The sequence below is a fragment of the Sedimenticola selenatireducens DSM 17993 genome (assembly GCF_000428045.1).
Lineage (GTDB): Bacteria > Pseudomonadota > Gammaproteobacteria > Chromatiales > Chromatiaceae > Sedimenticola > Sedimenticola selenatireducens.
The window spans coordinates 203417-217131 of the sequence record NZ_ATZE01000010.1; the positions used below are offsets into that span (position 1 = coordinate 203417).

The 13715-nt window shown below is 56.5% G+C and carries 18 protein-coding genes; 6 read left to right on the plus strand and 12 right to left on the minus strand.

The features are described 5' to 3' along the window. Positions 1–77 precede the first annotated feature (77 nt). Positions 78–452 carry a sulfur globule family protein gene (locus A3GO_RS0109745; RefSeq protein ID WP_029133234.1) on the plus strand — a complete coding sequence of 125 codons (375 nt, stop codon included), beginning with the start codon at positions 78–80 and terminating at the stop codon, positions 450–452. 127 nt (positions 453–579) lie between these two features. Here A3GO_RS0109745 and erpA read toward each other — a convergent pair whose 3' ends face one another. From erpA to argC, 4 genes are all read right to left on the minus strand, one after another. Continuing rightward, positions 580–933, minus strand: a complete 354-nt coding sequence (gene erpA / locus A3GO_RS0109750) for an iron-sulfur cluster insertion protein ErpA (RefSeq protein WP_029133235.1) — start codon at positions 931–933, stop codon at positions 580–582. Between the two features lie 101 nt (positions 934–1034). Continuing rightward, entirely contained in the window at positions 1035–1523 is a 489-nt protein-coding gene (locus tag A3GO_RS23405) for a bactofilin family protein (protein ID WP_051302095.1), read from the minus strand. 11 nt (positions 1524–1534) lie between these two features. Further along, entirely contained in the window at positions 1535–2257 is a 723-nt protein-coding gene (locus A3GO_RS0109760) for a DUF6776 family protein (RefSeq protein ID WP_029133236.1), read from the minus strand. A gap of 74 nt (positions 2258–2331) precedes the next feature. Next, positions 2332–3360, minus strand: a complete 1029-nt coding sequence (gene argC, locus A3GO_RS0109765) for an N-acetyl-gamma-glutamyl-phosphate reductase (RefSeq protein ID WP_029133237.1) — start codon at positions 3358–3360, stop codon at positions 2332–2334. Positions 3361–3942: 582 nt separating this feature from the next. Here argC and A3GO_RS0109770 point away from each other — a divergent pair. Beyond that, entirely contained in the window at positions 3943–4650 is a 708-nt protein-coding gene (locus A3GO_RS0109770; RefSeq protein WP_029133238.1) for a DUF4126 domain-containing protein, read from the plus strand. A 25-nt stretch (positions 4651–4675) separates the two neighbouring features. Beyond that, positions 4676–5095 (plus strand): CopD family protein, encoded by a 420-nt coding sequence (locus A3GO_RS0109775; RefSeq protein ID WP_029133239.1) that lies wholly within the window; start codon positions 4676–4678, stop codon positions 5093–5095. 138 nt (positions 5096–5233) lie between these two features. Here A3GO_RS0109775 and A3GO_RS0109780 read toward each other — a convergent pair whose 3' ends face one another. Then, complete coding sequence (locus tag A3GO_RS0109780; protein WP_029133240.1) at positions 5234–5620, minus strand: HesB/IscA family protein; 387 nt, start codon at positions 5618–5620, stop codon at positions 5234–5236. A 111-nt stretch (positions 5621–5731) separates the two neighbouring features. Continuing rightward, positions 5732–6205 carry a DUF5063 domain-containing protein gene (locus tag A3GO_RS0109785; protein WP_029133241.1) on the minus strand — a complete coding sequence of 158 codons (474 nt, stop codon included), beginning with the start codon at positions 6203–6205 and terminating at the stop codon, positions 5732–5734. 191 nt (positions 6206–6396) lie between these two features. On the opposite strand from A3GO_RS0109785, the gene thiD reads away from it, so the two are divergent. Genes thiD through hemL form a run of 3 tightly spaced genes read left to right on the plus strand, consistent with a single transcriptional unit; the run spans position 6397 to position 9128 of the window. Next, positions 6397–7191 (plus strand): bifunctional hydroxymethylpyrimidine kinase/phosphomethylpyrimidine kinase, encoded by a 795-nt coding sequence (gene thiD, locus A3GO_RS0109790; RefSeq protein WP_245621706.1) that lies wholly within the window; start codon positions 6397–6399, stop codon positions 7189–7191. A 6-nt stretch (positions 7192–7197) separates the two neighbouring features. Next, the gene (thiE, locus tag A3GO_RS0109795) at positions 7198–7848 is read left to right on the plus strand and encodes a thiamine phosphate synthase (RefSeq protein WP_029133243.1); all 651 of its coding nucleotides are present in this window, start codon (positions 7198–7200) and stop codon (positions 7846–7848) included. Further along, complete coding sequence (gene hemL / locus A3GO_RS0109800; RefSeq protein ID WP_029133244.1) at positions 7845–9128, plus strand: glutamate-1-semialdehyde 2,1-aminomutase; 1284 nt, start codon at positions 7845–7847, stop codon at positions 9126–9128. Before thiE ends, hemL begins: the two co-directional genes overlap by 4 nt. A gap of 168 nt (positions 9129–9296) precedes the next feature. On the opposite strand, the gene A3GO_RS0109805 is transcribed toward hemL, so the two are convergent. The 6 genes from A3GO_RS0109805 to A3GO_RS0109830 form a co-directional block, all read right to left on the minus strand. Next, on the minus strand, positions 9297–9779 hold the full coding sequence (locus A3GO_RS0109805) for a copper chaperone PCu(A)C (RefSeq protein WP_029133245.1): 483 nt from the start codon (positions 9777–9779) through the stop codon (positions 9297–9299). Positions 9780–9801: 22 nt separating this feature from the next. After that, positions 9802–10416, minus strand: coding sequence for an SCO family protein (locus A3GO_RS0109810; protein ID WP_029133246.1), 615 nt, complete (start codon positions 10414–10416; stop codon positions 9802–9804). Continuing rightward, complete coding sequence (locus A3GO_RS0109815; RefSeq protein ID WP_245621707.1) at positions 10413–10913, minus strand: hypothetical protein; 501 nt, start codon at positions 10911–10913, stop codon at positions 10413–10415. The genes A3GO_RS0109810 and A3GO_RS0109815 overlap by 4 nt, the downstream gene beginning before the upstream one ends. A 204-nt stretch (positions 10914–11117) precedes the next feature. After that, positions 11118–11945 carry an ABC transporter permease gene (locus A3GO_RS0109820; RefSeq protein ID WP_029133248.1) on the minus strand — a complete coding sequence of 276 codons (828 nt, stop codon included), beginning with the start codon at positions 11943–11945 and terminating at the stop codon, positions 11118–11120. 192 nt (positions 11946–12137) lie between these two features. Then, complete coding sequence (locus A3GO_RS23410; protein WP_051302096.1) at positions 12138–12692, minus strand: multidrug ABC transporter ATPase; 555 nt, start codon at positions 12690–12692, stop codon at positions 12138–12140. Further along, positions 12685–13572 (minus strand): ABC transporter ATP-binding protein, encoded by an 888-nt coding sequence (locus tag A3GO_RS0109830; RefSeq protein WP_029133249.1) that lies wholly within the window; start codon positions 13570–13572, stop codon positions 12685–12687. Before A3GO_RS0109830 ends, A3GO_RS23410 begins: the two co-directional genes overlap by 8 nt. Positions 13573–13715 lie beyond the last annotated feature (143 nt).

The window sequence follows — 13715 nt, forward strand, 5'->3', positions numbered from 1 at the left end:
ACTAATACTTTCATTAGAGAGGCCACTACCGAGTAGTGGCCTTCATACCCAAAATTACGAATCAGGGAGAAGAAATTATGAAAAGCATCATGAAAGCTGCCGCCGTTGCGGCCTTGCTTGTTGCCTCTGCCTCCGCATCCGCCTGGTGGGGTGGTCCATGGGGCGGCGGCCCCTGGGGTGGCGGCCCATGGAACGGTTTAGGAGATGGATGGGGTGACGGCACGGGCGATTTCAACATGAACTTCAGCGGCCGTGGCAGCGGTTACGGCAATGCCTATGGTCGTGGTTACGGTTATCCCTATGGTTATGGCGGCTACCCCTACGGTGGTTACGGCGCACCCTATGGCGGTTACGGCGCTCCCTATGGTGGTTATGGCGCTCCCTATGGCTACGCCCCCGCACCTTATGGCTATCCCGCCGCACCGGCTGCCCCGGCAGCTCCCGCAAACTGATCCAGTTACCCGGACAAATCCGCCACCGCACTTCCCTGTGCCTCGCGGAACAAATCCACGCCTGGACAAAAAAACCCTGCATCTTCAAAGATGCAGGGTTTTTTATGATATGTGCTGTTTGTTCTTATCAGACCGAGAAAGAGGAACCACAACCACAGGTAGTGGTAGCGTTAGGATTGCGAATCACAAACTGCGACCCCTGCAGGCTCTCGGTGTAATCAACCTCGGCGCCCATCAGATACTGCAGGCTCATCGGGTCAACCAGCATGGTGACGCCATCGGTATCCACCCGGGTATCGCCATCTTTCATCTCTTCGTCAAAGCTGAATCCATACTGGAAGCCTGAGCAACCGCCGCCCTGAATGAAGACTCGCAACATCAGGTTGGGATTACCCTCCTCTTTGATCAGGGTAGACACCTTGGTCGCCGCTGCATTGGTAAATACCAGCGGGTTCCCGGTTTCAGCTTGCATACCACTCATAACCAACTCCAAAATCTGTAATAAAAACGCTCTCGCCGAGCGATTATTAAAACATTATGCTTTTCTGATCAATTTAGTCAAGTATTACGATCTTCCTGCCGTCAACGCCCCCGGGGCGCCCGCTCCGATTCCTCATCGGCACTATCAAATGCAACCACCCGGGGCTGCGCTCCATCGTCTGGATCCTCCGACTTGATATCCTGGCCGTCATAACCCAGCATCTGCGGCTGGGCATCCTTGGTATGGATCAGTTGCCCGTTGACCTCCGCCCCCATCGCCATCTCCAGCAGATTGTAATAGACCGTGCCGGTAACCTTGGCCTTGGGCGCCAGCTCAACCCGTTCGGATGCGTAAACATCCCCCACCACTGTGCCGTTAAGTATTACATTGGGGACCTGGATATCACCTTCAACCCGCCCCTGCTCACTCAGAGTCAGCGCCGACTCCCCACCCTGCTCGACCATCACGTTGCCACAGACCAATCCGTCGACATGCAGACCACCGGTGAAATTGACATCGCCGTGGATAGTGGTTCCGCTACCGATCACGGTGGCAATCTTTGGAGCCCTGAACTTTTTAAAACGCGCCATCTGTCATCCTCTCAATCGGTCACCAGCCAGCCAAAACTCTCTTTCACTTTCGGCAACCTGTTATTCGTTGGATTGATCTCCACAATAACCCGTTGCGGACTGAAGCCCGCCGGCAGCTGGATTAATCCATCAACATCCTGAAAATGCCTGAAGCGCATTTTCAGTTTTTCATCTTTCTCTTTGGTCAACTCTTTCAGCGTGAGTTCAACAATTTCGCCTTCCTGTTCCCCTTCCAGGGTAAGCAGTATCCATCCCACTGCCGTACCGGCGTTCTTCAACGCCTGACTGACAGTGAAGCGGAAGCGGTAGCTGTCAGGCACATCACTTTTGTCCAGCCTAAAGCGCTGGATATAGAGCCCCTCCGACTTGACTCCGGTATCGACGATACCACGCAGTATCTTGAGTTCCTGCTCCATCTCCAGATACCCGGACTGCCTTTCTCTGAGCGCCTCCCGCACCTGACGTATCGACTCCTGATCGATCTGGCTGGTCCGCTCCAACGCAGCCACCTGCTCGCGCAAACGGTTGCGCTCTGCTTCCAGTAACTTGACCTGATGGCGCTGTCCGGTCAACTCAAGCTTGAGCCGGTGAAGCTGATCCGCCTCCGGTTGCCTGAACTGGATATACTCCCGCCAGCCCGCCAACAACACAGCAGCCAACAGTATCGGCAATATTGCCCAGAGAAAAACCCAGCGACTGCGGGTCTGGACAATGCGGGGTGTTCTGATTTTCATTCCCAGATTCCCGGTCCAGACAGAATCAATGCCTTATGCGCCACTGCATAATGTGTACACACCAGATCATTCAGTTATGGCAACAGGGCTACCGCCTGCAGACCCAGCGTCTCTTCCAGGCCCAGCATGATGTTCATGTTCTGAATTGCCTGGCCGGCTGCGCCTTTCACCAGATTGTCGATAACCGAGAGTACCACTACGGTATCCCCGCCCTGCGGCCGGTGGACGGCTATCCGACAGTGATTGATCCCCCTGACGCTGCGCGTCTCCGGATGCGAACCCGCCGGCAGCACATCGACAAAAGGCTCTTCACGGAAGCGCGACTCATACAGCGCCTGCAGGTCGACCTCGTCTGTCAGAGTGGCATAAAGCGTGGAGTGGATGCCACGGATCATCGGCAACAGGTGCGCAACAAAAGTGAGCTCGACATTGCTGTTTGCAACGGCTGAGAGATTTTGCCGGATTTCCGGCATGTGGCGGTGTCCAGGCACCCCATAAGCCTTGAAACTCTCACCTACCTCTCCCATCAGCATACCGACACTGGCTCCCCGACCCGCACCACTGACTCCCGATTTACAGTCCGCCACCAATCCGGTAAGGCGCACAAGTCCGGACTCGATCAGCGGCAAAAAACCCAACGTCGTGGCGGTGGGATAGCAGCCGGGATTGGCTACCAGACTCGCCGTACGGATCGCTTCACGGTTGATCTCGGGCAGTCCGTAGACAGCCTCGGCGACCAGTTCGGGACAGCTATGAGTCATACCATACCACTGCTCCCAGAGCGCGATGTCCCGGATGCGGAAATCGGCTGCCAGATCAACTACCCTGCAACCCTTTTCGAGCAACTCCGGGACCAGTTTCATGGCTGTGCCATTGGGTGTTGCAAAAAACACCAGATCACAATCGCTTAATGCTGTCAGGTCGGGCTCGGTAAACGGGATATCGAAATGGCCTCGCAGATTTGGGTAGATATCGGAAACCAGACGCCCGGCCTCGGCCCTGGAGGTGATGACCGCGACCTCCACCTCGGGATGTCCCGCCAGCAACCGGAGCAGTTCAACCCCCGTATAGCCCGTACCACCAACAATACCTACTTTCACCATTTTATCGATTCCACACTGAAGAGTGACTAACGGTTGACCCACAGGAGGGCAGCCACGCGAGAGGGGGCGAGACATGTCTCATCCGGATCAGAAAACGTCGTTAATCATACGGTGCCACAGGAAAAATCTAAAGATCCAAACCGATACCAGCTTGGCGGAAACAATAAAAAAGCGGCCCGTGGGCCGCTTAAGCACTGCGTGACGATTCTTTTAATTCCTTCTACCCCGGATATATCTCCGCAGTTGTCACGAACAAGGAATGCGCACACTATATATACACATTTTTTAAAGGTCAATTATTGACTTAAAATTCATACTGATAGAGAACGACTTGCCACAACTGCCGGCACTGGATAGTCATATCCGGCAGGATCCAGGGAGGCGGCTTTTTGCACCACAGCGATTCACGCCGTTAATTCTGATTTTAACCGGCTTGACTCCAACCCCATCCCTTCCTCAAACTTCAATACAACAGTCGCCGACTCCGCACACCGGCGAGACTGGCCAATGGCAACAAGGCGGGAACCGATATGCCTTCACTTCTATCCAATGGACAAACCACGGCCATTAAGGAATTAATCAATGGAAACCATTGAACTTATCTCTCTGACACTGGGCGTGGCCTGGGCCTCCGGTATCAATCTCTATGCCGCCGTGCTGGTACTGGGTTATCTAGGCATGACAGGAGACGTCACATTACCGCCAGGATTGGAACTGCTGAGTGATCCATTGGTGCTGGCCGCCGCCGGCTTCATGTACATGGTGGAGTTCTTTGCCGACAAGACCCCGGGTGTTGATACCGGCTGGGATGTGCTGCATACCTTTATCCGTATCCCTGCCGGTGCCGTGCTGGCCGCCGGGATGGCCCAAGGACTTGAGGTGAGTCAGGCCGCCGAATTCGCCGCCCTCCTGATCGGTGGTGGTCTTGCTGCTACCACGCACTTCACGAAAACCGGCACCCGGGTATTGATCAACACCTCACCGGAGCCGTTCAGCAACTGGACCGCCTCCATCACCGAAGATCTGGTGGTGATTGGGGGTCTCTGGGCATCGCTCCACTATCCCTGGCTTTTTATTGCCGGCCTGGTGTTGACCCTGCTGTTGATAATCTGGCTGCTACCGAAGCTGTGGCGGGCCCTGAAGCGGGTATTCCGCGCCATCGGGGAATTCTTTGGCGGCCGGAAAAATAATACCGACCGAGCTGATCCTGACCGGCCGGCGACAAAGCGTCAGGACATCCTCCGCGCGCTCTACCATGACGCCAGTGAAACGAAAAAACTGAATAATTAATCACTTCCACAATAGGTAATTTACGATGTGGCTAAAGGCCTGGCATTTAGTATTTATGGTGACCTGGTTTGCCGGGGTTTTTTATCTTCCACGACTCTTCGTTTACCACGCTATGACCGATGATGAAGCGGGTAATGAACGATTCAAGGTAATGGAAAGAAAGCTCTACTACTTCACCACGCCCTGGATGATCCTCACCTTGTTATTCGGCTTCTGGATGCTCTATGACTACGCTTGGGCGGCATTCGGCAAAATGCTCTGGCTGCATATCAAACTGCTGCTGATTGGCGTTCTCGTGGCCTACCACCTCTACTGCGGGAAGCTGGTCAGAGAGTTCGCCGAGGACAGAAACAGCCACAGTCACGTCTGGTACCGCTGGTTCAATGAGGTACCGGTGGTAATCCTGTTTGCCGTGGTATTGCTGGCGGTGCTGAAGCCGTTTTAGCCATCCCGTTGACGACCGCAGGCAGCGACCGCCAAGTTTAACAACACCGGCGCCCATCCACGCCCTGCCGGGTGCGCAATAAAAAAGCCCGCGAATAGCGTATTCGTGGGCTTTTTTATTTTTCTGTTCGTCGACGGATCAGGAGCAGCCGCCACCCTGGGCAGCACTGGAGCTGCAACCGCCACAGCCGCTGCTCTCGGCAGGCTTGAGATTGTTGAACACAAAGCTGGCATTCCCTTGTCCGTGATCCACGAAATCAATCTGCACACCAGCGAGATGACGCATGGTCTCGCCATCCACGATCACATCGAATCCGGTGGAATTGAGAATATAGTCGTTCTCATTGATCTGGTCGGTAAAGGTCATGCCGAAGCTGATGCCGCTGCAACCACCCGGAGTGGCATAGACGCGAATCCCCTTCACTTCCTCTTCAACCTGCCCTACCAGCTCCGCCATCTTACCTTGGGCCGTTTCGGTCAGGCTGAGTTCTTCATCCCTCAGCAGGTTAGTGGTTGCTTCACTCATTGGTTTTTCTCCAGACAAAATCAGTAGTATCGCGCGATACTATATCAAACATGGTATTTCATGAACCATTGATTTTTTAGTGAATTTAGCCCTTGAGCCCGATCAAGGCATTTAAAGCTGGTTACGCGAGGCAAGCTCATAGAGGTGACGCTCCGCATCCAGCAGATGCTGGCCCCAATGATCCTGATAACCGCAGCACCAATCATCGAAGGCGCGCTCCGGCTCTCGCTGCTCCTCCAGCAGATGCAGCCCATGCTTCAGTTCACAATAGATGTCCGTCAGATCGTCGGCCAGGCTGCCTGACATACCCTGTTCATCCGGCGCCACATCAAACTCCAGCCAGTAGGCATCACGGTGTCCGAGCAACCGGCGAAGCTGGGCAAACCGCTCAAAACGCTCATCCAGATCTGGGGTGAAGTAGTCTGCACTGCGCGGAGGAGCCCCCAGCGCGGTAACTGCAGCATGGAGCTGCGGCAGCAGGGAAGAGAGCTGTCGCAGCCAACTGATATCGGTTTCGTCGGCGGACTCGATCAGGGCACAATAATCCTTGGCCAAACGGGAGAGTTCATTCATTTGTTTATCCATATCTTCACCAATAGGGACGACTCAGCTGCAGAGCTAAACTCAACTGCTGACATTCGTCCCTTATTCCCCAGGAACCACTTCTGCCCCGGACTAGAGGTATTGAGTGAATGCTGGTTTAATTGTAGCCGACGAATCGGCAGTTTTTACAGATTAATCCCACCGCCCGGCCTGCAGGCAAACAGTGACAGAATGTGAAGCAGACAATTCCCAAACCCATCGTCCTCAGCATTGCCGGACACGACCCATCAGGAGGAGCCGGCATCCAGGCCGATATAGAGACCCTGGCGGCATTCGGCTGTCACGCCGCAACGGCCATTACCTGCCTGACCATCCAGGACAGTGGCAATGTGCATGAACTGATTCCACTGTCCGCTGAGCTGATCACCCGACAGGTCGAGACCCTGGTTCAGGATTATCCCATTGGCGCGATCAAGATCGGCCTCATCGGCAGTGCCGAGGCGGCCTTTGCCATTGGAGAGCTACTGGTGCGCCATCCGGAAATACCGGTGGTGCTGGACCCCATACTGGCAGCAGGCGGGGGAACCGAGCTCGCAGGAGAGTCCCTGGTCGAAGCGATTCTTGGGCAGATTATCCCTCACACCAGCCTGGTCACCCCAAACTCCCAGGAGGCGCGACGCCTGACCCAACGACAGCAACTGGAGATGTGCGCTCATGAACTGCTGGCAAGTGGCTGCGAAGCTGTACTGATCACCGGCACCCATGAAACCACGACAGACGTCACCAATACCCTTTACAGAAAAGGCGTCCCGCATCACAGCGAGCGGTGGCCGAGACTTGACGGCTCCTATCACGGTTCCGGCTGCACCATCGCTGCGGCGATTGCCGCTGGACTGGCCAGAAAATCTCCCCTGGTTGAAGCGGTCAGTGAGGCGCAGCGCTATACCTGGGAAAGCCTCGTCGCCGGCTGGCGGCCGGGTAAGGGCCAGCATATACCGGATCGCTTCTATCGCAGACCAAGTGAGTAATTACTTTTGCACAAACAGGAACAGCTGAAAGGGCTCTACGCCATCACCCGGCCCCATCCGGAGGGATTTGATGCCCTGCTAAAGCAGGTGGCGGACGCCCTCATCGGTGGCACACGTATTGTTCAATACCGGGACAAACAGCCGGGGGGCGTTCGACGAAAATCGGAAGGCGCGGCGCTGCTGGCGCTTTGCCATGAACACGATGCCCTGCTGATTATTAACGACGACGCCGACCTGACCAGGGCTATTGGCGCCGATGGCGTCCATGTCGGGAAACAGGATGGCGACATCGCCTCCGTTCGCGCCACCGTGGGCAGTGATGCTGTGATCGGTATCTCCTGCTATAACCGGCTGGCGCTGGCTGCAGCCGCCCAGAACGCCGGGGCGGATTATGTCGCCTTCGGACGTTTTTTCCCCTCGCTCACCAAGCCCGATGCGGTGCAGGCCGACATCGAATTATTGGACGAGGCCAAACGGAACCTGCGGATTCCAGTGGTTGCCATCGGCGGCATAACCCCGGAAAATGGCGCCACGCTTATCCAGGCAGGTGCGGATATGTTGGCCGTCATCAACGGAATCTTTGGTGCACCGGACATCGCCGCCCGCTGCCGCCGTTTCAGACAGTTATTCGACAGTTCGGAGAGACCACCCTCATGACCGCTTCACACGATCGATTCATTCAGGCCCAGCAGCATATTCCAGGTGGAGTGAACTCTCCGGTGCGGGCATTCAAGGGGGTGGGCGGCGACCCGGTATTTGTCGATCATGCCAGCGGCCCCTATATCTACGATCCCGACGGCAAACAGTACATTGACTACGTCGGCTCCTGGGGACCGATGATTCTCGGACATGCCCACCCGGAAGTGCTGGATGCGGTTGCCGCGGTCATTCGCAAGGGACTCTCTTTCGGCGCCCCGACCCAGATAGAAACCGTGATGGCCGACCGGGTGTGCGAACTGGTGCCCTCCATGGATCTGGTGCGCATGGTCAGCTCAGGCACCGAGGCCACCATGAGCGCCATCCGCCTGGCGCGCGGTTATACCGGCCGTGACAAGATCATCAAGTTCGAGGGCTGCTACCACGGACACTCCGACTCACTGCTGGTCAAGGCGGGCTCCGGCATGCTGACCCTGGGAGAGCCCAGCTCGCCGGGCGTACCGGCCTCCCTGGCAGAGCACACGATTACCTTGAACTACAACGACATCGACCAGGTGCGAGCCACCTTTACCGAAGTTGGCGAACAGATTGCCTGCATTATCGTCGAACCGGTGGCCGGTAATATGAACTGTATACCGCCGGTTCCCGGTTTCCTGGAGTGCCTGCGGGAAGTGTGCGACCAATCCGGCACCGTGCTGATTTTTGACGAGGTGATGACCGGCTTCCGGGTCGCCCTGGGCGGTGTCCAGGGGCTCTACGGCATCACACCGGACCTGACTACCCTGGGCAAGGTAATCGGCGGTGGCATGCCGGTCGGTGCCTTTGGCGGCAAGCGGGAGATCATGGAGAAGATATCTCCTCTGGGCCCGGTCTATCAGGCCGGTACCCTGTCCGGCAACCCGGTCGCCATGACCGCCGGCTTGAAAACTCTGGAGTTGATCTCGGCTCCCGGTTTCTTCGATCGACTCACCGAGCGCACTACCGAGTTGCTGGTCGGCATCCAGGCTGAAGCCGATGCTGCCGGTATTGCGCTAACCACCAATCAGGTAGGCGGGATGTTCGGCCTGTTCTTCACCGAAGCGGACAAGGTGACCAATTTCGCCCAATCGATGGCCTGCCACCAGGAGCAGTTCAAGAGATTCTTCCACGCCATGCTGGAACAGGGCGTCTATCTTGCGCCCTCGGCTTTTGAAGCGGGGTTTGTCTCGGCGGCCCATACCGGCGCAGATGTCGAAGCCACCGTCAGGGCGGCGGCGGCGGCCTTTAAAAAGATCGCCTGAACAATCCATTCCGGACCCTTTCACGGTTAGTCTGTCTGTCGGATTACGCCACGCTAATCCGACCTACCCGAAAGCCCGTCGTAAGTCGGGTTAGCTAGTAGGATGGGCAAAGCTTGCTTGCCCATCCTACTGTGCCGGCCACAGGAGCAGCACCAGCCGCGCTAAAGATCAGTGCATCTTGTGCTTCATGCCGGCATCCTGCATCTTCATCTGCAGCTTCACCACTGGCACCTTGAGCTGTAATTTACTGCCATCCTCGAACACCAGCGCCATATCGATCTGTTCGCCCGGCACCAGCTCCTGCTGCAGGCCGATCATCATGACATGCAGCCCACCTGGTTGCAGTTTCACACTCTGGCCGGCCGGCAGGTCGATCTTCTCCACCTGACGCATCCGCATCATTCCTTCCGACATGGTATGGGTGTGCAACTCAACCACCTTGGCAGCGGGGCTCTCCGCACCTTTCAGCACGATATCACTGGCCGAGGCATTGGTCAGGGTCATGAAACTGGCGCTGTTCGGCTGCCCGGGAGGCACGGCACGCACATAGGCATCAGCGACCGATACCTGGTCCGCGGCACCGGCAAACAGCGGACTGGAAAAACCGAACAAGGCTGACAGCAGCATGACTGAGTTGGCGGTTTTACGCATTGAATATCTCCTCGTACAAAGATTAATTGTTATTGAGTGCTGCCCTGATTGCAGCAAGAATTTCGCCCGGCTGCGTGCCATGGCGAATAGTTGTGCGCAGCTGCCCCTGCCGGTCCACCAGATAGAGATCGGCCGAGTGATCGACAACATAATCGGTTGCCGACTCCTGCTTAACATGGCGATAAGCGGCACCATACATGGCCGCGACTCTCTCCAATTGCTCATGGGCACCGGTAATCCCGAGTAGTTTGGGATGAAAATACTCACCATAACTCCTCAGGTGATCCAGGGAATCACGTTCCGGGTCAACGCTGATAAACAGTGCCTGAACCTGTTGCAACTCCTCCGGGGTCAGCTGATCCAGCGCCGCGCTGAGGAAACCAAGGCTGGTTGGACAGACATCCGGGCACCAGGTATAGCCAAAATAGAGTATCAGTACCTGGCCACGAAGAGAGCGGGTATCAATCTGCCCCTGATAGGAGTCCAAAATAAAATCCCCACCCTTTGGTGCCTCGGCTATTCCGAGAGAGGAGGTAGCCGGCACCTGATGCCCCTTCTGTGGCTGCCAGAACAACAGCAGCCAGATCAGCAAACCGGCCAGCACCACGACCAGTCCACTCAGCAAGACTTTTTTCACTGGCCACCTCCCGGCAACGCAACCCCTTCCTTGACGGTAATAAAGCGAAACGGCGCTGCTAACAGCCCGCGCGGAGTGGTGATCAGCACCCGGGCCTCCCACTCCATGGCTACCCGCACACAGACCGGCAACATGCCCGTACCACCATACATCCCCCCCCCTTTCGCACTCAGCCGGGGACGATTAAAACCCATATTCATGTCGATGCCGATAAAATCGACCTCGACCTTGCTCGCCTCTATTCCTGTCAATCGCACTTCCAGGTCCAGCGGTTTCACCAGCGGAATTCCGGGTGTTTTTATGGCAAAACTGACACTGCCACCTCCCGGTAACTCTGAATGGCAAGGCCCGGCACGCAGGTCACAGCCGCTATCCAGGGCAGCCACGCCTCCCACCTCCGGATTCAGGATCGGCAGCGCCTTGTATGCCGCCACACCGGCAAGCGCCACGAATAGCACCCCGGCAATACCCCAGAGCATGGTTGTCGATTTAGCCACGATTGCACCTCAGATATACACAGGGCGCTATGCTAGAGCGGTTGGACTACGCGGAAATTGATGGCCATCAATGGAATCCGAGCAGAAGGATTGCCCCGCATTTTTGCACATACTGCTTGCGGCATATCACTCAATGCTGCGCAATATGCCGGAAATAGTTCTTGGTGTTACGTACGGGACAGCCATAAGCAGGGGTTGTCTGAATCAGGGCAGGTCACTGCGTCTGAAGTGAAGAAATCCCAACGCCGCACAAACCGTACCCACCAGAACAGGATAAAGCAATGCGTAGGCGATATATCCAACCTGGCCGAAAACATCCAGAATCACATACGCAGAAGGTCCCAACAGAACCAGCTGCGGATCGAATAGCATCATGGTCGCCGTACGAAACACCTGCATCGGGTTAACCAGCGCAATGGCGACGGCTGTTTCAGCCGGCAGATGCTCCTGAATCAGGATGCCGAGCAGGATCAGGTCAAGAAACAGTAACAACGTCAGCCAGACCACGAAGGCGGCACCTTGAGCCACATCCGAACTGCGCGCCAGCGTGGAGATCAGCATGCCGATACCGAGAAAGCACCAGGCCAACGCCATCAGCAGGCCGGTGTAATAGATAAACAGGTCCCACGGAACATTGACGCCCTTGATAGTACCCCAGATGACCGCGCCAACCATGGCCAGCAACACCGGCAAGAACACCACCAGGAAACGCCCGAAAATCTTGCCCCAGAACCAGGCAGCCAGGCTGATCGGCAGGGACAAAAGATACTCAAATACGCCCGCTTCTCGATCCCCGGCGACCGACCGGACCGTTGTGATCAATACAAACACCGGAAGAATCGCCATGGATATCTGAATATAGGTAAGCAACAGCCTGGAGAGTCCGGTGAAACCCATGATGCGGGACTCAGCCAGGCCATAGGCGAACAGCACCACAACCAGGCCACCAAAGACCAGGGTATAGACCATGAACCAGCGCGCCCGCAGTGACTCGACGATGTCGGCGTAAGCAGTTAACCAGAGATGTTTCATGCAACACCTCCCTCGGCAACCACTCCCTGCGTTGCTCTACCTCCTGCATCCATGCAGTCGTGTGCCACACTCTGTCGAGCGGCCTGTGGCCGTGAAAATTGTCTATCCTGCCAATTTTTCATGCGGCACCTCCCTGTGCCACACTCTGTCGAGCGGCCTGCGGCCGTGAAAATTGTCTATCCTGCCAATTTTTCATTGATGGGTCTCACCCGCATTGTGATTATGGGAATCGGGACTATCCGGCTGGCGCTGGTCCTGACGCTCCTCGAGGCGTCTCAACAGATCCACACCATGGAGATTGAAGCGCTCCTCGACGGCAAAAATATGCGCCTTGGCCTGGGCAAAATCGAGCCCGCCTTCAGCGGGTGCATCCTGAGCCCCCAGGCCGTACTCCATGGGAGTGACATCGCCCTTGATATAGGTCGCATTCCTGGCATCGATCCAGCCACTGCCGTTCCGGTCCGTTACCCAGATCTGTGTCTTCGGGTCATCTTTCCAGGGTTTGTCCTCAAGCCAGATGAGCGCGCAGCCGATGTCATCAAACTTCAGCAGCCTGGAGCGCTTTTTATCGGCAGGAAAATAACGGACCTGTGCGGCGTGATTGCGATCACTGAGCACCATCCGGCAACGTTCGCAGGCATCCCGGTCCCACTTGACATCGGCCGGACCGCTGCCCGGGTCACCGCCGCAGGCGGTTAACAGTAGCAGCAATACCCCTGACAGCAGCAGGATAAAACGGTCAGTCATTCACCGCCGCCTCACAATCCCTGGCGGCTTCGGCCTCGCGCATATCGATGCCGGATAGCAGGGCCGCGTAACGTGACAGCACACCAAGGAAGCGCAACCGGTCTGGCCCCGCCACAAGGCCACTCCACTCCCTGCCGTCACTGGACCCCTTGAATCCCCACTCCTGTATGGCCTTGGCAAAGGGCGCCTCAGGGCGAATCAAGCTGATCCTGCAGCTAAGGCGACTGGAGAGCTCCACCAGATCAGCAACCCGGTCATCCAGTACCACCTGCCCCTGATCCATCTCGATTACCCGGTTCACCAGGGAAGCAACCTCGTCCAGCCGGTGACTGGAGATAATCATGGCCGCTTCATGCTTTTTCTCTGCCAGCAGACCGAAAAAGATGTGACGTGCCTCGGGGTCCAGGTTCGCTGCCGGTTCGTCCATCACCAGTAACTCACTGTCACGCCCCAGCGCGATGGCGATCAATAGCTTCTGCTTCTGGCCGCCAGAAAGCTTGACAAAGGGCTGGTGTCTGAAACGTTCCGTATCAAGGCCCAGACGAGCTGCCACTTCAGCCATCCGTTGCGGATTGGAATCACACACACTCGCCGCAAAACGGATCAGTTGCCCAACTGGCATTTTCAGTGGAGGCGGCAATTGCGGGACAAACCCGACCTTGGAAAGTACGGTGCGCCGGTTCTCCCGTGGAACCAGGGAATCCACGGTCACCGATCCTTCGCAGGTATACTCACCCAGCAGGCAACGAATCAGCGTGGTCTTGCCGGCGCCATTGGAGCCCACCAGTGCCACACGGTGACCACGCTCAATGGTCAGGTCAACGCCCTTCAGCACCTCATGACGGCGGAATTTTTTAACGACGCTCTGAAACTCGATCATTCACGGACCCGAAATCTGAATCTGATGCCATCTCGGCATAACGAAAACGCCGGACGGACGTCGGTCTTCGCCTTCGTCCGCCACTTTGGCGCCCGTCGTAGTTTAAATTTTTACCGCCAGGGGACCATGATACAGATCAAACC